The organism is Streptomyces sp. NPDC036815 (assembly GCF_055609205.1).
In genome coordinates, this window is sequence record NZ_JBVJPW010000002.1 from 485,475 (window position 1) to 508,034 (window position 22,560).

General features: G+C 71.4%; 22 protein-coding genes. 16 read left to right on the forward strand and 6 right to left on the reverse strand.

From position 1 onward, the window contains the following. Positions 1-90: 90 nt before the first annotated feature. Genes ACZ69I_RS08510 through ACZ69I_RS08520 form a run of 3 tightly spaced genes read right to left on the reverse strand, consistent with a single transcriptional unit; the run spans position 91 to position 2,408 of the window. Positions 91-1,290 carry a hypothetical protein gene (locus ACZ69I_RS08510; RefSeq protein WP_470831026.1) on the reverse strand — a complete coding sequence of 400 codons (1,200 nt, stop codon included), beginning with the start codon at positions 1,288-1,290 and terminating at the stop codon, positions 91-93. A 5-nt stretch (positions 1,291-1,295) separates the two neighbouring features. Further along, complete coding sequence (locus tag ACZ69I_RS08515; protein WP_467672926.1) at positions 1,296-1,550, reverse strand: MoaD/ThiS family protein; 255 nt, start codon at positions 1,548-1,550, stop codon at positions 1,296-1,298. A 12-nt stretch (positions 1,551-1,562) separates the two neighbouring features. Beyond that, positions 1,563-2,408, reverse strand: coding sequence for an alpha/beta hydrolase (locus ACZ69I_RS08520; protein WP_467672928.1), 846 nt, complete (start codon positions 2,406-2,408; stop codon positions 1,563-1,565). Positions 2,409-2,620: 212 nt separating this feature from the next. Here ACZ69I_RS08520 and ACZ69I_RS08525 point away from each other — a divergent pair, with 212 nt between their 5' ends. From ACZ69I_RS08525 to ACZ69I_RS08550, 6 genes are all read left to right on the forward strand, one after another. Continuing rightward, on the forward strand, positions 2,621-3,379 hold the full coding sequence (locus ACZ69I_RS08525; protein ID WP_467672930.1) for a response regulator transcription factor: 759 nt from the start codon (positions 2,621-2,623) through the stop codon (positions 3,377-3,379). A gap of 23 nt (positions 3,380-3,402) precedes the next feature. Next, on the forward strand, positions 3,403-4,425 hold the full coding sequence (locus ACZ69I_RS08530) for a LacI family DNA-binding transcriptional regulator (protein WP_389714037.1): 1,023 nt from the start codon (positions 3,403-3,405) through the stop codon (positions 4,423-4,425). A gap of 120 nt (positions 4,426-4,545) precedes the next feature. Further along, a complete protein-coding gene (locus ACZ69I_RS08535; protein WP_467672934.1) occupies positions 4,546-5,574 on the forward strand; it encodes a S1C family serine protease in 1,029 nt (342 codons plus the stop codon). A 51-nt stretch (positions 5,575-5,625) separates the two neighbouring features. Next, positions 5,626-5,787, forward strand: coding sequence for a hypothetical protein (locus ACZ69I_RS08540; protein WP_467672936.1), 162 nt, complete (start codon positions 5,626-5,628; stop codon positions 5,785-5,787). A gap of 42 nt (positions 5,788-5,829) precedes the next feature. After that, positions 5,830-6,564 carry a response regulator transcription factor gene (locus ACZ69I_RS08545; RefSeq protein ID WP_467672938.1) on the forward strand — a complete coding sequence of 245 codons (735 nt, stop codon included), beginning with the start codon at positions 5,830-5,832 and terminating at the stop codon, positions 6,562-6,564. Further along, the gene (locus tag ACZ69I_RS08550) at positions 6,561-8,039 is read left to right on the forward strand and encodes a sensor histidine kinase (RefSeq protein WP_470831027.1); all 1,479 of its coding nucleotides are present in this window, start codon (positions 6,561-6,563) and stop codon (positions 8,037-8,039) included. The genes ACZ69I_RS08545 and ACZ69I_RS08550 overlap by 4 nt, the downstream gene beginning before the upstream one ends. A 22-nt stretch (positions 8,040-8,061) precedes the next feature. Here the strand turns inward: ACZ69I_RS08550 and ACZ69I_RS08555 are convergent, their stop codons facing one another. Together ACZ69I_RS08555 and ACZ69I_RS08560 are read right to left on the reverse strand one after the other, a co-directional pair. Continuing rightward, positions 8,062-9,342 carry an LmeA family phospholipid-binding protein gene (locus tag ACZ69I_RS08555; protein WP_470831028.1) on the reverse strand — a complete coding sequence of 427 codons (1,281 nt, stop codon included), beginning with the start codon at positions 9,340-9,342 and terminating at the stop codon, positions 8,062-8,064. 139 nt (positions 9,343-9,481) lie between these two features. Then, positions 9,482-11,311, reverse strand: coding sequence for a bifunctional metallophosphatase/5'-nucleotidase (locus ACZ69I_RS08560; RefSeq protein ID WP_470831029.1), 1,830 nt, complete (start codon positions 11,309-11,311; stop codon positions 9,482-9,484). Positions 11,312-11,451: 140 nt separating this feature from the next. Between ACZ69I_RS08560 and mshD the strand changes: the two genes are divergently transcribed. The 10 genes from mshD (at position 11,452) to ACZ69I_RS08610 (ending at position 22,051) form a co-directional block, all read left to right on the forward strand. Then, positions 11,452-12,381 (forward strand): mycothiol synthase, encoded by a 930-nt coding sequence (gene mshD, locus ACZ69I_RS08565; RefSeq protein WP_470831030.1) that lies wholly within the window; start codon positions 11,452-11,454, stop codon positions 12,379-12,381. Positions 12,382-12,503: 122 nt separating this feature from the next. Continuing rightward, on the forward strand, positions 12,504-12,920 hold the full coding sequence (locus ACZ69I_RS08570; protein ID WP_470831031.1) for a GntR family transcriptional regulator: 417 nt from the start codon (positions 12,504-12,506) through the stop codon (positions 12,918-12,920). Next, positions 12,917-13,816 carry an ABC transporter ATP-binding protein gene (locus ACZ69I_RS08575; RefSeq protein ID WP_470831032.1) on the forward strand — a complete coding sequence of 300 codons (900 nt, stop codon included), beginning with the start codon at positions 12,917-12,919 and terminating at the stop codon, positions 13,814-13,816. The genes ACZ69I_RS08570 and ACZ69I_RS08575 overlap by 4 nt, the downstream gene beginning before the upstream one ends. After that, positions 13,813-14,775, forward strand: coding sequence for an ABC transporter permease (locus tag ACZ69I_RS08580; RefSeq protein WP_470831033.1), 963 nt, complete (start codon positions 13,813-13,815; stop codon positions 14,773-14,775). Before ACZ69I_RS08575 ends, ACZ69I_RS08580 begins: the two co-directional genes overlap by 4 nt. Positions 14,776-14,889: 114 nt before the next feature. Continuing rightward, a complete protein-coding gene (locus ACZ69I_RS08585; protein ID WP_470831034.1) occupies positions 14,890-17,262 on the forward strand; it encodes an RNA degradosome polyphosphate kinase in 2,373 nt (790 codons plus the stop codon). Then, a complete protein-coding gene (locus tag ACZ69I_RS08590; RefSeq protein ID WP_470831035.1) occupies positions 17,243-18,367 on the forward strand; it encodes a CHAD domain-containing protein in 1,125 nt (374 codons plus the stop codon). Before ACZ69I_RS08585 ends, ACZ69I_RS08590 begins: the two co-directional genes overlap by 20 nt. A 66-nt stretch (positions 18,368-18,433) precedes the next feature. Next, positions 18,434-18,859, forward strand: coding sequence for an NUDIX hydrolase (locus tag ACZ69I_RS08595; RefSeq protein WP_470831036.1), 426 nt, complete (start codon positions 18,434-18,436; stop codon positions 18,857-18,859). A gap of 503 nt (positions 18,860-19,362) precedes the next feature. After that, entirely contained in the window at positions 19,363-20,709 is a 1,347-nt protein-coding gene (locus ACZ69I_RS08600; protein ID WP_470831037.1) for a hypothetical protein, read from the forward strand. A gap of 47 nt (positions 20,710-20,756) precedes the next feature. Continuing rightward, complete coding sequence (locus tag ACZ69I_RS08605) at positions 20,757-21,290, forward strand: hypothetical protein (protein WP_470831038.1); 534 nt, start codon at positions 20,757-20,759, stop codon at positions 21,288-21,290. 14 nt (positions 21,291-21,304) lie between these two features. Continuing rightward, on the forward strand, positions 21,305-22,051 hold the full coding sequence (locus tag ACZ69I_RS08610; protein ID WP_470831039.1) for an ATP-binding cassette domain-containing protein: 747 nt from the start codon (positions 21,305-21,307) through the stop codon (positions 22,049-22,051). 242 nt (positions 22,052-22,293) lie between these two features. On the opposite strand, the gene ACZ69I_RS08615 is transcribed toward ACZ69I_RS08610, so the two are convergent. Beyond that, positions 22,294-22,449 carry a hypothetical protein gene (locus ACZ69I_RS08615; RefSeq protein WP_470831040.1) on the reverse strand — a complete coding sequence of 52 codons (156 nt, stop codon included), beginning with the start codon at positions 22,447-22,449 and terminating at the stop codon, positions 22,294-22,296. Between the last annotated feature and the right edge of the window lie 111 nt (positions 22,450-22,560).

Sequence of the window (22,560 nt, forward strand, 5' to 3'; positions counted from 1 at the left end):
GGCGAGCCTAAAGGACAGCTCCCCGGCCGAAGGGTTCGGCGGGGGACCTGTCGATCAGCTGTGACGATCGCCTGCGGCGGTGTGCGGGGCTCAGCCGATGGCGCGGCCGAGCACGTAGACGACCGGGGCGGCGGCCGCGAGCGGCAGCGCGACGCCCGCCGTCATGTGCACGAAGCGGGACGGGTAGTCGTAACTGGCGACGCGGTGTCCGATCAGCGCGCAGACCCCGGCGCCGAGGCCGAGCAGCGCGCCCTGGCTGCCGTAGTCCGTGGTGCCGCCGACGGCGATCCCGGCACCGGCCGCCGCGAGCAGCGCGACGACGACGGAGGCGGCCGTGGGCAGCGGCAGCGCGCGGGCCAGGATCGCCGCGGCGACCGCGATGGCGCCCACGGTGACGGCGTCGGAGGCGGCCGCGAGGTGTCCGGCGGCGACGATCGCGAGCGCGGACGAGGCCACGGTCGCCATCAGCCCGTACATCCGCTCGTCGGCGCCCGCGCGGCTGCGGAGCTGCAGCACGAGCACGAGCAGCACCCACACGCCGAGGGTGCCGAGGATGGCGGCGGGCCCGTTCTCCTTGCCCGCGGCGAGCAGCGCGACGTCCGCGACGACGCCGCCGAGGAAGGCCAGCGCGATGCCCTGCCGGGCCGGCCACATCCCGTTGAGCCGGAACCATCCGGCCGCGGTCACGGCCTGCAGCAGCACCAGCGGCACGAGCAGCGCGTACTGCCCGACGGCGGCGCCCGCGGCGAGCAGCAGCCCGAGCAGCGCGGTCAGCACGGCGGGCTGCATCCCCGGCTCGATGACCGGCGACCGTCCCTCGGCACGGGCCCGCTGGGCGTCGGTGAGGCGGGGGTTGCCGGTGGTGGTGGCGGGGCCGTACGAAGCGTCGTCGGAGGCGGCGGCCTCCGCCGTGGCCTGCGGGGGCAGGTACGCGGTCTCCGTCACGTCCACCGCGGCGACGGGCGGCTGCGCCTGCGTCTCCCAGGTCTGTCCCTGCCACTGCTGGGTGTACTGGTCCTGGGAGTAGTGCTCCTGGGCGTACTGGTCCTGGGCGTACTGCTGCTGCGGCTCGGCGTAGTACGGGGGCTGGGGCTGGGGCTGGGCGTAGTACCCCTGCTGATCCGGGTACTGCTGGTGCTGCTGATGCTCCGGATACGGCTGTTGCTGCTGATGCTGTTGCTGTTGCTGTTGCTGTTCCGGATACGGCTGCTGCTGCCCGGCGTACCGCTGCTGCGCGTACGGGTCGTACGGGTCGTACCCCTCGTACCCCTCATAGGGCTGATCGGACATGGCGCTCATCCTCCTGCGAACGGCGGGAGCACCTCGACCGTGCCGCCCTCGGCCAGCCGTACGGTCTCATGCCTGCGAGTTCCGACGGGGTCGCCGTCGACGAGAAAAGAGCAGCGCTGCAGGACCCGGACCAGTTCACCGGGGTGCCGCTCGCGGGCGGCGTCCAGCGCTTCGGCGAGCGTCACCGCCGCGTACGGCTCCTCGGCGACGCCCGCGGCCGCCTTGGCAGCGGCCCAGTAACGAATGGTGCCGTTCACCATGCGACTCCCCTTTCAGTCGGCGGTTGCCGACGTCCATGATGCCGTGACCCACGAGGCGATCCGTCCGACGAGCTCGTCCGTGGCCGCGTGCTCGGCGTGCCCCATGCCCTCCTCGAGCCAGAGCTCGGCCCCGCCCTCGGCGGCGGCCACGAGCATCCGCGGGTGATCGACCGGAAAGTACGGGTCCCGGTCGCCGTGGACGATGAGCAGCGGTGTCGGGGCAATGAGCGGGACGGACTCGACCGGGGAGAGGGGGACGGGGTCCCACTCGTGCGGGTGGATTCGCGTCCGCAGACCGAGACGGCCGACCGTACGGCCCGCGCGCCGGGTGACCACCCAGTGCAGCCGCCGCATCGGCGCCGTCCCCCGGTAGTACCAGCGTGCGGGAGCACTCACCGCGACCACTGCGTCGGTGCGCGCTTCCGTGCGCCCCCTGTGCAACGCGGCGTGGCGCAGTACGACCGAGCCGCCCATCGAGAAACCGACGGTCACCACGCGCGCGTGCCCGAGGGAGCGCGCCCACTCCACGGCCGCCGCCAGATCGAGCACCTCGCGGTCGCCGACCGTGGAGTGCCCGCCGGAGCCGCCGTGGCCACGGAACGAGAACGTGATCACGGCCGCACGCTGGGCGAAGACACCCGCGATGCGTCGTACGTGGGGCCGGGCGAGACCGCCCGTGAAGCCGTGCGCGAGGACGACCGCGACCTCGCCCGCGGGGTCGGGCCCGGGGTCGTACGCGGCCTCGATGGCCACTCCGTCACGTGTACGAAGCGTTGCCCGCCGCTGAACGCCACCCTGACCGTGAGTGATCGGAGGCACAGAAGATCGCGCCGCTTGACCTGCCGGACCGGAACTCATGTGGGCTATTCTCCTTGCCAGAGGATCCGGGCAGCGCAGCCCCCGGGTCCTTTCGTGCTTTCCGGAGGCTCCGGGCGCGGGCCCCAGTGAACAGCGCGAAGCTAAGTACGAAGCAGTGCCGTAAACGTCCTCGCAGGGACCGAGGAGGAACCAGACGTTATGGGCGAGCGAAACGTGCACGACAGTCGGACGACCCGGGCAGGTGGTCGGCGGTGAGTTCTCTGCTGCTCCTGACCAATGCCCTCCAGCCGTCGACGGAGGTGCTCCCCGCCCTCGGCCTGCTCCTTCATCACGTGCGCGTCGCCCCCGCGGAGGGGCCCGCTCTCGTCGACACCCCCGGTGCCGACGTGATCCTGATCGACGGCCGCCGTGACCTGCCGCAGGTCCGCAGCCTCTGCCAGCTCCTGCGGTCCACGGGGCCCGGCTGTCCGCTGGTCCTCGTCGTGACGGAGGGCGGCCTCGCGGCCGTCACCGCCGACTGGGGCATCGACGACGTGCTGCTCGACACGGCGGGTCCCGCCGAGGTCGAGGCGCGGCTGCGGCTCGCGATGGGCCGCCAGCAGATCACCTGCGACGACTCCCCCATGGAGATCCGCAACGGTGACCTCTCCGTGGACGAGGCGACGTACAGCGCGAAGCTGAAGGGGCGGGTCCTGGACCTGACCTTCAAGGAGTTCGAGCTGCTCAAGTACCTGGCGCAGCACCCGGGGCGGGTCTTCACCCGCGCCCAGCTGCTCCAGGAGGTGTGGGGATACGACTACTTCGGCGGTACGCGCACGGTCGACGTCCACGTGCGGCGGCTGCGGGCGAAACTCGGCGTCGAGCACGAGTCGCTCATCGGCACCGTCCGCAACGTCGGCTACCGCTTCGTCGTGCCGGAGAAGGTCGAACGCGCGGCCGAGGAGGAGAAGGCGAAGGCCGCCGCGGAGTCCGCGGCGAAGGAAGCCGCCGTACGCCCTGCCCAGCGGTAGTTCCATCCGCGTAGACTCCGCGCGTGGCCAAGGTGACTCGGGATGACGTGGCAAGACTTGCGGGTACTTCGACCGCGGTCGTCAGTTACGTCATCAACAACGGACCCAGGCCGGTCGCCCCGGCCACGCGCGAGCGGGTACTCGCAGCGATCAAGGAGCTGGGCTACCGGCCCGACCGGGTCGCCCAGGCCATGGCGTCCCGGCGCACGGACCTCATAGGCATGATCGTGCCGGACGCGCGTCAGCCGTTCTTCGCGGAGATGACGCACGCGGTCGAACAGGCGGCGTCCGAGCGCGGAAAGATGGTCCTCGTCGGCAACTCCGACTACGTGGAGGAGCGCGAGACCCACTACCTCCGCGCCTTCCTCGGCATGCGGGTCTCCGGCCTCATCCTCGTCAGCCACGGCCTGACCGACCAGGCCGCCGCCGAGATCGACGCGTGGGACGCCCGCGTGGTGCTCCTGCACGAGCGGCCCGAGGCCATCGACGACGTCGCGGTCGTCACGGACGACGTCGGCGGCGCGCAGCTCGCCACCCGCCACCTCCTGGAGCACGGCCACGCGTACGTGGCCTGCGTCGGCGGCACCGCGGACACCCCGACCGTCGGCGACCCCGTCTCCGACCACGTCGAGGGCTGGCGACGCGCGATGCGGGAGGCCGGTCTGCCGGTCGAGGGCCGCCTCTTCGAGGCCCCGTACAACCGCTACGACGCCTACCAGGTGGGCCTGGAGCTCCTCGCCCGCCCCGACCGGCCCACCGCGATCTTCTGCTCCACGGACGACCAGGCCATCGGCATCCTGCGGGCGGCGCGGGAGCTGCGCATCGACGTGCCGGGGGAGTTGGCCGTGGCCGGCTTCGACGACGTCAAGGAGGCGGGCCTCACGGATCCGCCGCTGACGACGGTGGCATCGGACCGGCCCGCGATGGCCCGCGCCGCGGTGGACCTCGTCCTGGACGACGGGCTGCGGGTCGCCGGGTCGCGCCGGGAGCGGCTGAAGCTGTTCCCGTCCCGGCTCGTCGTGCGGCAGTCCTGCGGCTGCGCGTAGCCGCCCACCGCCCCGCCCCCCGCCTCGCCCGCCACGCTTTATATCGGGCATACGCACTTCTGCCGGGCTTCTCAGGACGTACTCAGACGTCTCTCATGTACAGCCGACAACCTCATAGTCATGACCGAGACCTTCCGCCACAGCGGCGAGTACCCCCAGCAGCAGTCGGCAGCGTCTGTTCAGCACGGCGGTACGCAGGGCGCGTTCGCGCACGGTGCGTACCCGCCCCCGCCCGCTCACGCGCCGGAAGCCCCGCAGGTGCCCCCGCGGCGGCGCCGCGCCAGGGGTCCCGCGGCGCTGCTCGCCGCCGTGGCCATCGCGGCGGCCGCGGTCGGCGGCGGCACCGCGTACGCCGTGCAGACGCTCACCGACCGGGACGGCGGCTCCTCGGCCACCTCCACGGACGTCGTGCCGACGAGCCAGCAGGGCACCGTCTCCGGGGTCGCCCAGGCGGTCAGCCCCAGCATCGTCGAGGTGAGCGCCACCAAGGGGCAGGGCAAGTCGACCGGCTCCGGTGTGATCACCAAGAGCGACGGCGAGATCGTCACCAACAACCACGTGATCGCGGGCGCCACGTCGGTCAAGGTGCGCACGAACGACGGCAAGACGTACGAGGCCGAGGTCGTCGGCACCGACAGCAAGAAGGACCTCGCGCTCCTCCAGCTGAAGGACGCCTCCGGTCTCAAGCCCGCGACGCTCGGCAACTCCGGCAACGTCAAGGTCGGCGACCAGGTCGTCGCCATCGGCTCCCCCGAGGGCCTCACCGGCACCGTCACCAGCGGCATCGTCTCCGCCCTCGACCGCGACGTCACGGTCTCCACGGGCGACGGCCAGGAGCAGCAGAACCCGCGGGGCGAGTGGCCCTTCGAGTTCGGCGGCCAGGAGTTCAACGGCGACACCGGGTCGTCGAAGACCACGTACAAGGCGCTGCAGACCGACGCCTCGCTCAACCCCGGCAACTCCGGCGGCGCCCTCATCGACATGAACGGCAACATCATCGGCATCAACTCCGCGATGTACTCGCCCAGTTCGGCCGGGAGCCAGGGCGCGGACGAGTCCGGCTCCGGCAGCGTCGGCCTCGGCTTCGCCATCCCCATCGACACGGTCAAGCAGGACCTCGGCAAGCTGCGGTCCGGCTCCCAGACCTGATCCTGTCCTCGACCCTGACCCTGATCCTGACCTTGATCCCAGGAGGCCGCCATGTCCGCCGCCACCCTCACCGTCAACCGTGTCCGGCACTCCCTCGCCGTCACCCTCGGCCGGGGCGGGTCCGGTGCGGGGCCCTCGGGGCTCGGCCTCCCGCTCGCCGTGGCGCGGGACCTGCACGGCGCGCGCACGCCCCGCGCGCGCGTGCGAGGCTGATAGCGGCCCCGTCCACCCCGTACCCGAGGAAGTCCGAAGCCCATGAGCCCCGCCGAAGGCGACCGCACCGGTGACCGCGAGCAGCTGCGCATCCTGATCGTGGACGACGAACCCGCCGTGCGGGAGGCGCTGCGGCGCAGCCTCGCCTTCGAGGGGTACGGCACGGAGGTCGCCGTCGACGGCGCCGACGCGCTGGAGAAGGCCGCGGCGTACCGCCCCGACCTCGTGGTGCTCGACATCCAGATGCCCCGCATGGACGGCCTCACGGCCGCGCGCAGGCTCCGCGCCACCGGCTCGACCACGCCGATCCTGATGCTGACCGCGCGCGACACCGTCGGCGACCGCGTCACCGGACTCGACGCGGGCGCCGACGACTACCTGGTCAAGCCCTTCGAGCTGGACGAGCTCTTCGCCCGCATCCGGGCGCTGCTGCGCCGCAGTTCGTACGCGCCTGCCGGGCAGGCCGCCGAGGGCGACGTCCTCGCCTTCGCCGACCTGCGGATGGACCTGGCGACGCGCGAGGTCACGCGGGGCGCGCGGACCGTGGAACTGACCCGCACGGAGTTCACGCTCCTGGAGATGTTCCTCGCGCACCCCCGCCAGGTCCTCACCCGCGAGCAGATCCTCAAGGCCGTGTGGGGCTTCGACTTCGAGCCGTCGTCCAACTCCCTCGACGTGTACGTCATGTACCTGCGCCGCAAGACGGAGGCGGGCGGCGAACCGCGTCTGGTGCACACGGTGCGGGGCGTGGGGTATGTGCTGCGGGGCGGCGAGTGAACGGGGTCGTACGGCGGTTCCGCGGGCTGCCGTTGCGCTCGCGGCTCGCGTTGCTGGTCACCGCGGCGGTGACCCTCGCGGTCGCGGCGGCCGCGGTGACGTGCTGGTTCGTGGTGCGCAACGCGCTGCTGGACTCGCTGGACAGCGCGCTGAGCAGCAACCGGCCCAAGCCGGGCGAGGTGACGCAGCGGATCGACATCGACGCGGTGGCGGGCAACGCGAAGTGCCTGCGCGAGATCCCCGGCCGCGACAATCCCGACCTGTTCAAGCAGACCATCCAGGTCGTGGCCAAGAACGGCACGAGCTGCGTGGTCCTGGGACGCCAGGAGATCGCTGTCGGCGCCGAGGACACCGGGGTCGCCGGGCGCGAGAAACCGGCGAACTACCACAACGCCACGGCGTCCAACGGCGAGAAGTACCGCGTCTACACCTACCCGTTGGAGGAGTACCCGCAGCTGTCGCTCGCCGTCTCCGTGGCCCGCCCCCTCAGCGAGGTGGACAACACCCTCGACGACCTCGCCCTGATCCTCCTCTTCGTGGCGGGGATCGGCGTCGTGGGCGCGGGCGCCGCGGGCCTCTGGGTGGCCCGCACCGGGCTCCGCCCCGTCGACCGGCTCACCGCCGCCGTGGAGCACGTGGCCCGCACGGAGGACCTGGACCTCCGCATCCCCGTGGAGGGCGACGACGAGATCGCCCGCCTTTCGGAGTCCTTCAACTCCATGACCGCCTCGCTGGCGTCCTCCCGCGACCTGCAGCAACAGCTGATCGCCGACGCCGGCCACGAACTGCGCACCCCGCTCACCTCGCTGCGCACCAACATCGAGCTCCTCGCCCGCAGCGAGGAGACGGGCCGGGCCATCCCGCCCGACGACCGCAAGGCGCTGCTCGCCTCGGTCACCGCGCAGATGACCGAACTGGCCGCGCTCATCGGCGACTTGCAGGAGCTCTCCCGCCCCGACGCCGGTGACGCCGGCGGCAAGGTCCAGGTGGTCGCCCTGCACGAGCTCACCAGGGCGGCCATCGAGCGGGCCCGGCTGCGCGGCCCGGAGCTGACCATCACCGCGGAGCTCGCGCCCTGGTACGTGCGGGCGGAGCCGCCCGCGCTGGAGCGGGCCGTCGTCAACATCCTCGACAACGCGGTGAAGTTCAGCCCGCCGCACGGCACGGTGGCGGTCACGCTCGACCGCGGACACCTGGTGGTGCGGGACCACGGCCCCGGCATCCCCGCGGACGAACTGCCGCACGTCTTCGACCGCTTCTGGCGCTCGCCGTCCGCCCGCTCCCTGCCGGGCTCGGGCCTCGGCCTGTCCATCGTGGCCCGCACGGTGCAGAGTTGCGGCGGCGAGGTGGCGCTGCGGGCGGCGGACGGCGGCGGCACGGAGGCGTCGGTACGGCTGCCGGGGGCACCCACACCGCCGCCCGAGACCCCGTCGGCACCCGACACCCCGTCGGCGCCGGAGGCCTTCGCCCAGTAGTTGATACGGGCCCGCGAGTTCCTCAGTGGCCGATCCCGATCCCCGACCCCGCGATCCGCACCCGGATGCCCTCCTTCTCGACCTTCACGTCCTGCAGCGCCATCGTCCCCGCGCCCGGCAGCTTCGGGAGCTGGAAGGCGAGGGTGAGGCGGTCGGCGAGGATGGGGCGGGTGAGGCCCGCGAGGCCTTCGAGGAGGGCGGGGTCGAGGCCGAGCTTCTTGAGGAGCTCGGGGTGCCCCATCGCCACGTCGATGAGGTTGAGGCCCATCACGTCGTTCACGAACTTGGGCGAGCCGGTGAGCTCGTTCAGCTTGGCGTCGCTCTTCAGGGCCCCCCGGACCACCTTCTGCGGCACGCCGAGCCGCTGGACGATCGCCGGTACGGACAGCAGTGCCTTCGCCTTGGACGTCTCCTCGGCGACGCGGTCCGCGGAGTCCTTCGACAGGTGCAGGCCCTCCTTCTCGCGCGTGCCGGGACGGTAGGTCGCCAGGTCGCCGAGTTGCAGGCTCATGCCGCCGATGTCGGTGGAGACGCCGCGGTCGCCGTTGCGCTGGATGCGGGCGTCGGCGCGCACCTTCAGGTCGTGGCCCGCGACGGGCAGCGTGCCGCGCGCGAGGACCTGGTCGTGGCCGTGGCCGGTGAACGTGACCTGGGACGCGCCCAGTTCGCGGTTGAGGTCCTCGAAGGAGAGCAGCACCTCGCCCTTCATCTCGCCGATGCTGGCGCCCGTGATCGAGGTGGGCCCGTCGCCCTCGATCGTCACGTCCGTGGCGGTCGCGGAGACCTTGGCGAGGGAGACCCGGTCGGCCGCGACGTCCGGGACAGTCACCTTCACCTTGTCGACGCGCTTGTCGAAGACCTGGGTGAGGAAGGGGAACCCCTCGATGTCGACCTCGGGCGCCGCGCTCAGGTGCATCTGGTCCTTGAGCTTCTCCGCCGCCTCGTGCTCGGCGTAGAGGAGCGCCCAGCGGTCGCCGAGCCCGAGGAACGCGGTGGCGACGAGGACGGCGACCAGGAGTTTCGCGGCGAGCGGCAGGCCCGCGAAACGGCTGCGGCGACGGCCCCGGCCCCGTCCCCGGCCGCCGCGGCGGTGGTTCGGCGGCGTCCAGGGCTCCTCCGCGCGGGGCTCGTCCTTCTCCTCGTGGAGGAACTCGTCCAGCGGATTCGGCGCGAGCGCGGCCAGCTCGTCGTACGGGTTCACGTACGTGGCGGCGGGCAGCTCAGCGGTGTCGTTCGGGCGGTCGTCGCGGGCGTCGGGTGAGGCATCCGAAGGATGCGTGGCTATGCGGTGGGGGGAACGCATCAAGTGATCTCACCATACGTTCACACCCCACCCCAAGCCTTACATCCGGTAACAGCCGGTTTCGGCCGGTTGTTTTAACGCGGTGTTTTCAAGCTCACGCCACTTCCGGGCCACCGCGCGGACACCCGCGTGACGTCCGTTACCTCACGACCGTGATCCGGTCCGCCTTGGGCGGCGCGATCGGCTTGTCCGCCGAGGAGTTGGCGCTCATGTAGTCGCTGAACGCCTTCAGGTCGTCGCTGCCGACCAGCGGCTTCGTGCCCTTCCCGAGCTCGGCGAAGCCGTCGCCGCCGCCCGCGAGGAAGGAGTTCATCGCGACGCGGTAGGTGGCCGCCGGGTCGATCGCCCCGCCGTTCAGCTTGATCGAGTCGGCGACGACCCGGTCCGCGCCCGACTTGGTCATGTCCAGCGTGTAGGTGAGCCCGTCGGACACCTGGAGGATCTTCGGCGAGGCCTCGTTGGACCCGCTGACCTGCTGCTTCAGGCCGGTGACGAGCTGCTCGCCGGTCAGGTCGACCAGATTGACCGTGTTGCTGAAGGGCTGCACGGTGAACGCCTCGCCGTACGTGACGACACCGTCACCCTCGCCCCCGCTCGCCTTGTACACGATGTCGGAGCGGATGCCGCCCGGGTTCATCAGCGCGAGGTCGGCCTCCGGGTCGAGGGACTTGGCCTGCGCGAGCTGCGCGTCGGAGATGAGGTCGCCGAGCGGCGACTCGGGCACGCCCGCGCCGCGGCCGGGGATGTCCCCGGAGATGTAGCCGACGGGCTTGTTGGCGACGGGCGCGGCGAGCTTGTCCCAGCGCCCGATGAGGGAGGTCATGTCGGGGGCCTTGGCCTGCTCCCGGCTGACGACGTGGTTCGCGGACCGCACGCTCGTACGGACGATGTCCTTGGTCCCGCGGTCGTACGTGAGCGTGGTGTCGGTGTAGAGCTTGCCGAAGGAGGACGCCGACGTGACCATGCGGGGCTTGCCCGCGGGGTCGGGGATCGTGCAGACGTACGCGTTGTGGGTGTGGCCGGTGACGAGCGCGTCGACCTTGGGCGTGATGCCCTTGGCGATGGTGGTGATCGGGCCGGAGATGCCGTCGCCCGCGCCCGGGGAGTCGCAGTCGTAGTTGTACGTCTGGCTCTTCGGCACGCCGCCCTCGTGGATGAGCGTGACGATGGACTTCACGCCCTGCTTGTCGAGGATCTTCGCGTACTTGTTGACCGTCTCGATCTCGTCGTGGAACTTCAGCCCCTTGACACCGTCGGCGGAGACGATGTCCGGGGTGCCTTCGAGCGTGACGCCGATGAAGCCGATCTTGACGCCCTTGTGCTTCCACACCCAGTAGGGCTTGAGGATCGGCTTGCCGGTCTTCTCGCTCGTGACGTTCGCGGCGAGGTAGGGGTAGTCGGCGCCCTCGAACTTCTTGCCCTTGCCGCGCGAGTCCTTCTCGAAGCAGCCGTCCTTGGGGTGGCAGCCGCCGTTCTGCATGCGGGCCAGCTCGGTGGCGCCCTCGTCGAACTCGTGGTTGCCGACGCTGGTGACGTCCAGGTCGAGCTTGTTCATCGCCTCGACGGTCGGCTCGTCGTGGAAGAGCCCGGAGAGCAGCGGGCTGGCGCCGATGAGGTCGCCCGCGGCGGCGGTGACGCTGTAGGGGTGGGCCTTGCGCGCGGTCCGCAGCGAGGTGGCCAGGTACTCGACCCCACCGGCGTCGATCTTCTTCTCGGTCCCGTCCGCCTGCTTCTCCGTGACCTGCCCGGAGGAGCCCGCGGGCGGCTGCAGGTTGCCGTGGAAGTCGTTGAAGGACAGCAACTGCACGTCGACGGTGCGGCTCTTGCCGCCCCTGCCGCCCCCGTGGTCCTGTCCGGCTCCGGCGGGCAGCGCGGCGGCCATCGCGCCGACGGTGGCGAGCCCCGCCGCCACGGCGAGGACGCGGCCGGCCCGGCGCCTGGGCCTTCGGTGCTTCGGTATGGCGGACACGCGTTCCCCCGGGATGGTGTGAGACGAATGGGACCGGTCGGCAGCCTATGGTCAACGCGCGTAGCGCAACAGAGGATCGCGGGTCACATCCTGGTTGCGCACGGACCACCGCCGGGAGGCCGCGCGGTTACGCTCGACCCATGACTGACGACCGGCCCGCCGAGGCACCCGCGCCCCTCCGGAAGATCGACACCCTCGCCGCCCTCTCCCCCGCGCAGGCCGACGCCGTGCTCGGGCTGCTCGCCGAGGCCGCCCGTACGGACGGGCAGCAGGCGGTGTCCGAGCAGGGGCGGCTGCAGCTCCGGGGAGGCGCCCGCGAGGGGATCCGGCATCTGCTGCTCAGCGTCGGCGACGAACTCGTCGGGTACGCGCAGCTGGAGGACACCGACCCGGTGGAGGCGCCGGCCGCCGAACTCGTCGTACACCCCGCGCGCCGGGGGCACGGGCACGGCAGGGCGCTCGGCTCGGCGCTGCTCGCCGAGTCGGGGCGGCGCCTGCGCGTCTGGGCGCACGGCGGGCACTCCGCGGCCCGGCACCTGGCGCAGGTGCTCGGCCTCGCGCTCTTCCGCGAACTGCGGCAGATGCGGCGCCCGTTGGCGGAGCTCGACCTGCCGGACCCGGTGCTTCCCGAGGGCGTGAGCATCCGTGCCTTCGTGCCGGGACAGGACGACGCGGCCTGGCTCGCGGTGAACGCCGAGGCGTTCGCGCACCACCCCGAGCAGGGCTCCCTCACCCAGCGCGACCTGGACGACCGCAAGGCGGAGCCGTGGTTCGACCCGGCGGGCTTCTTCCTCGCGGAGAAGGCCGGGGAACTGGTCGGCTTCCACTGGACGAAGGTGCACGACCAGGAGCGCCTCGGCGAGGTGTACGTGGTCGGCGTGCGGCCCGGCGCGCAGGGCGGCGGCCTCGGCAAGGCCCTGACCACGACCGGCCTGCGCCACCTCGCGGAGTCCGGCCTGCCGACCGCGATGCTGTACGTGGACGCGGACAACAAGGCGGCCGTGAGCGTCTACGAACGCCTCGGCTTCGTCACGCACGAGACGGACCTGATGTACCGCACGGAGTCCTGACCCGCGCCTTCCTGCCCGTAAGCGGGTAGCGAGCGGAACTTGAGGGGCGGCGTCACTTGACGCCGCCCCTCTCTTGCACCACCCTTTCACTACTCAATTAGTGAAAGGGTGGTGGAAGGCGGGTGTTCGAGTACCGCATCGATCGGCGCAGCGGCGTCGCCACCTATCTCCAGATCGTCCAGCAGACCCAACAGGCCCTGCGCCTGGGCCTGTTGGAGCCCGGCGACAAGCTGCCCACGGCCCGTGAGGTGGTCGAGGCCACCGCCATCAACCCGAACACCGTGCTGAAGGCCTACCGCGAGCTGGAGCGGGAGGGCCTGGTCGAGGCGCGGCGCGGCCTCGGCACGTTCGTACGCCGGACGCTGGGCAGGACACCGGCCGACTCGCCGCTGCGGGGGGAACTCGCCGAATGGGCCGCGCGGGCGCGGCGGGCGGGCCTGGAGAGGGACGACGCGGCAGCACTGTTCCACGCCGTACTGGACGAGCAGTTCAGCGAACGGCAGAGCCAAGATCAGGGAACCAAGGGGGACTTCGCATGACCGGCACCGCCATCGAGGCGTCCGCACTGACCAAGCGCCACGGGCGGCGCCTCGCCCTGGACGCCTGCTCGTTCCGCCTGCCCACCGGGCGCGTCTGCGCCGTCGTCGGCCCGAACGGCGCCGGCAAGTCCACCCTGCTCGCCCTCGCCGCGGGCCTGGACCGCCCCACCGAAGGCGGCCTCACCGTCCTCGGCACCAGCCCCGCCGAGGCCCGCGCCCGCGTCGCCTACGTCGCCCAGGACAAGCCGCTCCACCCGCAGCTGACCATCGAGGACACCCTGCGGCTCGGCGCCGAGCTCAACCCCGGCCGCTGGGACCCGGCCACCGCCGCACGCGTCATCGGCAGCGGCGACCTCGACCCGGGCGCCCGCGTCCGTACGCTCTCCGGGGGCCAGCGCACCCGCGTCGCGCTCGCCCTCGCCCTCGGCAAGCGCGCCGAACTCCTGCTCCTGGACGAGCCGATGGCCGACCTGGACCCGCTCGCCCGGCACCGGCTCATGGGCACGCTCATGGCGGAGGCGGCCGAGCACGGCACGACCGTCGTGATGTCCTCGCACATCGTCACCGAACTCGCCGACGCCTGCGACCACTTGCTGCTCGTCTCCGGGGGCCGGATCCTCCTCGGCGGCGGCATCGACGACCTCGTCGGCGCGCACCGCCTGGTCACCGGGCGCGGCCCGGACGGCCGGCTGTACCCGCACACCGTCGTCGAGTCCCGCACCACCGGCCGCGGTCTGTCGGCCCTGATCCGCCCCGACGGCCCGGTCGACGACGACTGGGACGTCGAAGAACCCTCCCTGGAGGAGCTGTTGCTCGCCCATCTCCGGTCGCCGGACACGCCCGCGCTCCTGACCCCGGCCACGACGGCCCGCGGCACGGCCGGGGTGACCGCATGAGCATGCCCACCCTGCGCGGCCCCCGCTGGGCCGACGTCCGCCTGCACCGCACCGCCCTGCTGACCGGCGGCGGCATCCTCCTCGCCGCCCTGGCCTACACCGGCTGGCTGCGCTGGGCCGCCCACGCCTACCCCCAGCCCCGCTGTTACGCCGACGCCGGCTGCGACACGTTCCTCGGCTTCACCAGCGCCCGCGACCTGCTCTACATCAGCATGGAGAACGGCTCCCTCGGCCTGCTCCTGCTGCCCCTGCTCGTCGGCGCCTTCGTCGCGGGCCCGATGGTCGCGCGCGAGCTGGAGTCCGGGGTCTACAAGGTGTCCTGGACCCAGTCGGTCCCACCGGCACGCTGGCTCGCCTCGAAGCTGACCACCGCCGCCGCGTGCGCCGTCGGCGCGACCCTCTTCCTCATGGCGGTCCTCCAGCTCGGCGCCTCCCAGGCGAACGGCGGCCGCTGGCAGCTGAACTGGGCCGACCGCGGCGTCTACGAGGCCACCGGACCGGCCCTCGCCGCCTACGGCCTGCTCGCGGTGGCCGTGGGGGCGGCCGTCGGCCTCCTGGTGCGCCGCACGCTGTTCGCCGTCTCCCTCACGACGGTGATCACCGGGGCCGTGGTCCTGCTCATGGGCCAGGTCCGCTGGCACCTGTTCCCGGCCCGCTCGGTCTCGGGGGCCTCCCCCCGCGGCGACTGGTGGCCCGCCGCGCAGCCCCTCGACTCCTTCGTCATGGACCAGGGCGTCACCAACGCCGCGGGCGAGCGCTTCGTCGCGGGCCAGTGCCTCCCCCACCCCGAGCCCGGTTACTCCTGCCCCACGGACACCAGGGTCACCGGCTGGTTCATGGACTACCATCCCCGGTCGCACTTCTGGTACGTCCAGCTCATCGAGACCGGCATCGTGCTCGCGCTCACGGCCGCCGCCGCGTATGCCGCGTTCCGGCTGCTTCGCCGCCGCGTGGCCTGAACCGTACGATCAGCAAGGCCCCCGGGCGCGTGGACGCCCGGGGGCCTTCGGCCGATGTCCTGCACGTCATGTCGCCGTAACCGCTCATTCAGACAGGCTTGCGACGCTCGCTCAATGCAGCCCGCCGCGCCCGACCCCGCCCCGGAGAACGGGGAGCCCCGTCCGGAGAACGGAAAGCTCCGCATCGCTCCCGCGCTCTCCGACGCGCCCATCGTCGTGCCCGCGCGGAAGAATGGTCGTATGAGCCAGCAGAACACGCAGGGATTCGTTCAGCACGCCCAGCCTTCCGTGGGTTCCATCGCCGCGCACCGCCCGGCCACCATCGCCGCCACCGTCTCCGACCTCGACCCCGACATCGACGCCGACCTCGACGCCTACGACGAGGACGCGGCGGTCGGCCACGACGGCGCCGAGCTGCCGCAGGGCCGTTTCCTGGACCGGGAGCGCAGCTGGCTCGCCTTCAACGAACGGGTCCTTGAGCTCGCCGAGGACCCCCAGACACCCCTCCTCGAACGGGCCAACTTCCTGGCGATCTTCGCCTCGAACCTGGACGAGTTCTTCATGGTCCGCGTCGCCGGTCTCAAGCGCCGCATCGCGACCGGCGTCGCCACCCGGTCGGCCTCGGGCCTGCAGCCCCGCGAGGTCCTCGACCTCATCTGGAACCGCTCCCGCGAGCTCATGGCCCGGCACGCCGCCTGCTACCAGGACGACGTCGCGCCCGGCCTCGCCGACGAGGGCATCCACCTGGTGCGCTGGCACGAGCTGACCGAGAAGGAGCAGTCCCGCCTCTTCACGCTCTTCCGGCAGCAGATCTTCCCCGTCCTGACCCCGCTGGCCGTGGATCCCGCGCACCCCTTCCCGTACATCTCGGGCCTCTCCCTGAACCTCGCCGTGGTGGTCCGCAACCCGGTATCGGGGCATCAGCACTTCGCACGCGTGAAGGTCCCGCCGCTGCTCTCCCGTTTCCTGGAGGCCTCCCCGCAGCGGTACGTGCCCATCGAGGACGTCATCGCCGCGCCCGCGCACCTCCAGGAGCTCTTCCCGGGCATGGAGATCCAGGAGCACCACATGTTCCGGCTCACCAGGAACGAGGACCTGGAGGTCGAGGAGGACGACGCCGAGAACCTGCTCCAGGCCCTGGAGAAGGAGCTCATGCGGCGCCGTTTCGGCCCGCCCGTGCGCCTGGAGGTCGAGGAGTCCATCGCCCCGAACGTCCTCAGCCTGCTGGTGCGCGAGCTGAAGATCAGCGAGGCCGAGGTGTACCCGCTGCCCGGCCCGCTCGACCTCACCGGCCTCTTCAGCATCGCCAAGCTGGACCGGCCCGAGCTCAAGTACCCCAAGTTCGTCGCCGGCACCCACCGCGACCTGGCCGAGGTCGAGTCGGCGTCCGCGCCCGACATCTTCGCCGCCCTTCGCGAACGCGACGTACTCCTGCACCATCCGTACGACTCGTTCTCCACGTCCGTGCAGGCGTTCCTCGAACAGGCCGCGTCCGACCCGGACGTGCTCGCCATCAAGCAGACGCTGTACCGCACCTCGGGCGACTCCCCGATAGTCGACGCGCTGATCGACGCCGCCGAGTCCGGCAAGCAGGTCCTCGTCCTCGTCGAGATCAAGGCCCGCTTCGACGAGCAGGCCAACATCAAGTGGGCGCGGAAGCTGGAGGAGGCCGGCTGCCACGTCGTCTACGGCCTCGTCGGCCTGAAGACCCACTGCAAGCTCTCCCTCGTGGTGCGCCAGGAGGGCGAGGCCCTCGTCCGCTACTCGCACGTGGGCACCGGCAACTACCACCCCAAGACCGCCCGCCTCTACGAGGACCTGGGCCTGCTCACCTCCAACGCGGAGGTCGGCGCGGACCTCTCCGACCTCTTCAACCGGCTCTCCGGCTACTCCCGCCGCGAGACCTACCGGCGGCTGCTCGTGGCCCCCAAGTCCCTGCGCGACGGCCTCGTCTCCCGCATAGACAAGGAGATGCAGCACCACAAGGCGGGCCGCCCCGCCTACGTCCGCATCAAGGTCAACTCGATGGTCGACGAGGCCGTCGTCGACGCGCTGTACCGCGCCTCGCAGGCGGGCGTCGAGGTGGACGTGTGGGTGCGCGGCATCTGCGCGGTGCGCCCCGGCGTCGCGGGACTCTCGGAGAACATCCGCGTGCGCTCCGTCCTCGGCCGCTTCCTGGAGCACTCCCGCGTCTTCGCCTTCGGCAACGGCGGCGAGCCCGAGGTGTGGATCGGCAGCGCCGACATGATGCACCGCAATCTCGACCGCCGTATCGAGGCGCTGGTCAGGGTCCAGGACCCGGCGCACCGAACGGCCCTCAGCCGGCTCCTGGAGACCGGCATGTCGGACACCACCGCCTCCTGGCACCTGGGCGCGGACGGCAACTGGACCCGCCACTCGGCGGATCCGGACGGCCAGCCCCTGCGGAACGTACAGGAGATGCTCATAGACGCCCGGAGGCGCCGGCGTGGCACAGCAACACCATGAGACGACGACGGGCACGGGGACCGCGGGCGAGGCCCTGACGGCCTACCTCCAGGAGCAGGCGACGGAGTTCCTCCGCTCGCTGCGGCTGCACCGCGAGTCCTCCACGGACGCGCAGGGCGCCGAGGAGTCCCTGGCGGCGGCCTGCTCACTGCGGCGCGCGGCGCGTCGCATCGGCGGCACGCTGCACACGTTCCGGCCGCTGCTCGACGCGGACTGGTCCGCGTCGCTGCGGCCCGAACTGGCCTGGCTCTCGGGCACCTTGGCGCAGGAGCACGCGTACGAGTCCCGGCTCTCCCGCCTCCTGGAGGCCCTGCACCGCCTGTCGGGCCCGCCGCCCGTTCCCGCCGCCGTCCCCGCGCCCGTGGTCGCCGCCGGGGGCAGGCGTTCCGCGCGGCGCTCGGGGCGCCCCCTGCTGGAGCGCGGCCGCGGCCCCGGGGAGACGTGGGCCAAGGCCGAGGCGCCGGTGACCGCCGGGGAGAACGGCGCGCCGCGGGGGCTCGCGGTGGGCGCCGCCAAGGCCGCCGCGCTCCTGGAGCGGCAGCTGACGCTCGCCCGGACCCGCGCCCACTCCGCCGCCCTCCAGGCCCTCGGCTCCTCCCGCTTCCACGCGGTGGCGGACAACGTGGCCGTACTCGCCAGCGACGTCCCGTTCAACGGCGCCACGGACGGCCTCGAACGCCTCGCCGCCACGGCCGAGTCGGCCCTCGCCGAAGCGGTCGCCGCGCTCCCCCTCGGCCAGGCGGGCCACCCCTACAACGCCGGGGCGCTCGTCCACGGCCTCGCGGCGGACGCGGCCCCCGACGCCCAGGACGCCCCCTGGCTGAAGGTCCGCTCCCTGCTGCGCCTGCACCGGTACGCCCAGGAGGTCCTCCTCGGCCACGCGCCCCCCGAGCCCCGCATCGCGGACGCGAGCCACGCCCTGAACGTCCACCGGGAGGCGTCGGCGGCGGCGGCCGCGGCAGCGCAGGCGGCCCGCACCCCGCGGATCGCCCCGGCCACGGCGTACGCCCTGGGTGTGCTGCACGCGGACCAGCGGCACGATGTCGAGGCGGCACGTTTCGCCTTCCAGCAGGCGTGGCTGCACGAGGAGGCGAGGACGTGGTGACGTACGAGGATGGGGGCGAGCGGGTCGTACCGCAGGTCAGAGGCGTTATTCCCTGGGAGCGTCACCATGGCTGACTCACCGATCCTCGCAGCGGGCTGCCTTCTCTGGCGCCGGCTGCCTTCCGGCAACGGCATCGAACTTGCCCTGGTGTATCGACCGAAGTGGGCGGACTGGTCCCACCCGAAAGGCAAGCTGGAGCGCGGCGAGGACGCTTGCGAAGGCGCACTGCGCGAGGTCCTGGAAGAGACGGGGATGACGTGCGAGCTGGGCCCGGAGCTGCCCACCGTCCGCTATCGGGTCGACGGTCGCCCCAAGGAGGTCCGTTACTGGGCGGCGGAGTCCACGGGCGGCGTGTTCGTGCCGAACAGGGAGGTGTCCCGGCTTGAGTGGCTCTCCCCCACGGCTGCTCGGGACAAGCTGACTCAGGAGCGGGACAAAGAGCTGCTCGACGCTCTGCTGGGAGCTCTTCATGCGGCTGGGGAGGCGTTGTGATGGCAGGGCAGGCAGAGTGACGTCGAGCCGGGCCCGCCACGGTCACTCCGGACGGCTGGACCGCTGCGGAACTGGAGTCGGCGCCTGAGTGGCCGCATAGAGGTGAACGTCATGGTTCAGACCTAACGCGGAAGTATGGCCTCCATCACAGCGGGTGACGTGTACGCCTGTTTAGATGATCTTTACCGAAAGGGCACAGGAGGGGCGCAAGACCGTCACGTTCACAACGGGTCGGGCAAAACGTCCCGGGGTGAGTGGGATGTCCACGTGAACGGCGGTGACAACCGCTACTTCACGACCCCCAAGCTCAACGGCTCCGAGTACAACCACATTCAGTTGTCGGTCAAGAAGGTGTACGTCGACGTCTCGAAGGCCGACTAACCACGGCTGACCCGATGTGACGCAGAGCCGGGAAGCATTTTTTGCTTCCCGGCTTCCCCCATTTCTTCACAGAGCGGCCTCGTTCCTTGAACCTTCGCACCCGACTGCGCACCACCCCGGCTGTGTGGACTGCGCCTGTGTGGCTCGGCATCATCGCCTTCTACTACTTCTACGCCCTGCACTTCGAGGACTCGTACGAGGAAGTACGCGCGGGCTCGCTGTGGGCGCCCGAACAGGTCCAGTTGGCCCTGTCCTACTTCTACGTCTTCGCCTACGCCATCACGATCGGGCTCGCCGTATGGGAGGGCGGGCGGCTGAAGAGGGACGGCGTGTGGCAACTCGCCCCGGGCCGGTCTCGCTACCGCGTGGCCGCTCACACGCTGCTGCCAGTCGTGGCCGCCGGCTGGCTGGTGCTCGTGCTACCCGTGGTGATGCGTCTGATCGAAACACAGCTCTGGCCGACCCCGGCCGCGCTGGCGCCCCTGTTCATGGCCATGGGCATCGTGTGTGCCTACGCGGTACTCGGATGCGCTCTCGGCCACCTCACCCCCAGGATGATCTCCGCCCCACTGTCCGCCGTCGCCGTGTTCTACGTGATCGCCGAAACAGTGAAGTACGACGACCCGATATGGCCGAGGCACGTCTCGGGCCAGCCGGATACGTCGCTCGCGTTCGGCGAGGAATACGGCGCCGCCACGATGCTCGTACCCCTCCTGTTCGTCGTGGCACTGGCAGCCGCGGTGGGTGTGTGGTGGATCCGCACGACGCGTGGAAGCCAGTGGGCGATACGCGGTGCAGCGGGCGTCGCAGCCGTGGCGGTCATGGCCTCGTGCGCCAACGTCGCATCGGGGTGGGCCATCGCGGAGGGCCCCATCACCTCTGGACACGCCGCCGCCCGTTGCACCGGCAGCGCCCCGCGCGTGTGCATGGCCGAGACCGGTGGTGCGGTCGAAGAACTCGACCGGGTGCGAGGGGAGATCGTGGAGTCGGTGACCAAGCTCCGCGCCGCCGGTGTGAAGGTGCGCATGCCCCGCACCGTGTCCGACAGCCTGCTGAACGGCCGGGACCGGAAGGCGCCGTCGGAGACGACGTGGTGGCTCCCCCTGTCCCGGGATGCCGGGCAGTTGGGCGGCGGAATGACCTCTATCCGCTACGCCGTCCTGCGCATGAGTGTCACCTTCCCCTGTGCCTTCCCGGCTTCCTTCGAATCGGCCCCCTCCGCCAATTACGTCGTCAACCACGACGCCGCCACGTTGTGGGCCGCCGCTCGCATCGATGCCGACAAGCCGTACCTGGCCTGGCGCAGGGGAGAGTACGGCGGTGTGTTCCAGAACCCCCGCCAGGTCCTGGCGAAGGTGCAGGAACGCGCGGCCAACGCCCTGAAGCTCCCTGCCGACCAGCAGGCAGCGTGGTTCCACAAGGAGCAGGCGAAGGCATGCCGCCTCGTCGCCCAGGGGGCGAAGCCGTGATCTGGTGGATCAAAGCACGGCGGTTGCTGCCCGTTCTCCTGCCGGGCGTGGTCGCGTTCACGTTGATCGTCGCCTTCGCGCACGACCGGGCCATCGAACTGCCCGGCGTGCTGAGCGCGGGCGGTAACCGCGTGTTTCTCATGCAGATCATCCCGCTCGTGATCACCTCAACGCTTGCCCACAGCCTGGACCAGCGGCTCGCCGAAGCCGAGATAGTGGCCACGCGGAACCTGCGCCGCCTGGACACGCTGCTGATCACCGCGTGTGTTCTGGCCGCAGTCGTGGCTGGCCTGATCATCGGGTCCCTGGCCGGGAACGATGAGGCGACCACGGTCGGTCGCAACACCGCCTTCCTGACGGGCCTCATGCTCCTCGCGGCCGCGGTGCACCCGAAGGCATCCACGGTGGCCCCGGTGGGGTGGGTGTTCATCATCATCTTCCTCGGCTACGCCGACTTCCAACACCCTTGGCCCTGGGCTGTGACCCTGCACAGCTCGTCCAACCTCCCCGCTCTCGCCCTCTGCTCGCTCGTCTTCGTCGGTGGCCTGGCCGCTCAGGCCCGTAACCGCCGCTCCCTGTGAAAGGCCCCTCACACATGCCCGTTGAGCTCGACGCCGTGTCATACGCGTACGGACGCAACAAACCCCACATCCTCGACCGGCTCTCCTACATCACACCCGACGGGCTCACCGTCCTCCTGGGCCCCAACGGCGCTGGTAAGTCGACCCTGTTGAAGCTCGCAGCCGGAGTGAACCAGCCCACCACGGGTGCCGTACGCCTCGGCCGCCTGCCGTCGACGTCCCGGGAGTACCGCACCAGGGTCGCGTGGATGCCCCAGACGATCACCGCCATGACCGGCCTCACCGCCCGCGAGCAGGTCGCCTACACCGGCTGGCTCAAGGGCATGAATCGTGCCGACGCATGGACCACAGCTGCCACCGCCCTCGACCGTGTCCAGATGAAGGACCGGGCCGACGCGAAGACCAAACAGCTCTCCGGAGGCCAGCTCCGACGCGTCGGAGTCGCCTCCGCCCTCGTCCACGACGCCCGCATCCTGCTCCTCGACGAACCCACCGCCGGCATGGATCCCACCCAACGCCGCGTTTTCCGCGATCTGATACTGAACCTCGCCACCGATGAGGTGCAGGTGCTCATGTCCACCCACGATGTCGCCGACCTCGCCGAAGAAGCCGACCACGTCACCGTCCTGGCCGAAGGAGCGATCCGCTTCAACGGCGCCACCCGGGACTTCCTCGCCCACGCCCCCGTCGACACACCGGAAGGACGACGAGCCGAAATCGCCTACACCACCGTGTCCAGCTACCACACCGCTTCCGGCTGAGCGAGGCCCAACAGGCAGAACAAGGACAACCGCTCGGCACTCCTGGCGTCGTTCCCGTGCTGACGCCCAACACCGATTCCGTTGCCCTTCAGGCGATCGGCAGAGACACGCGCGTACGAGATCAGCGGGATCCGCCCGGCCAGCCAGCCCTCAGCAGTGCCGCCTTCGTCCAGGTGCGCTGGAGGGCGGGGGCAGCGTAGGTGCGGGAGAACGTCCTGGGTGGCCGCGCGACGCCGAGCTCGTCACCGAGCTGCTCGCGGCGCTCCACCCGGCCGAGGGCGACCAGGGCTGAGCCGGCGCCGCTCGCGGCACTCCTTGCGGTACTCCAGGCCGATCCACGCCGCCACGGCGGCGACGGCGGCCAGCACGGCCATGCCCACGAGGAACGGGATGATCATGCCGGGAGCGTATCCGCCCGTCACCGGGGCCCCGCCGCCACCCCGCTGACGACCTCCCTCACTCCATGTAGCAGTACCGCTACTTTTTGCAGCGGGTCGGCTAACCAGGCC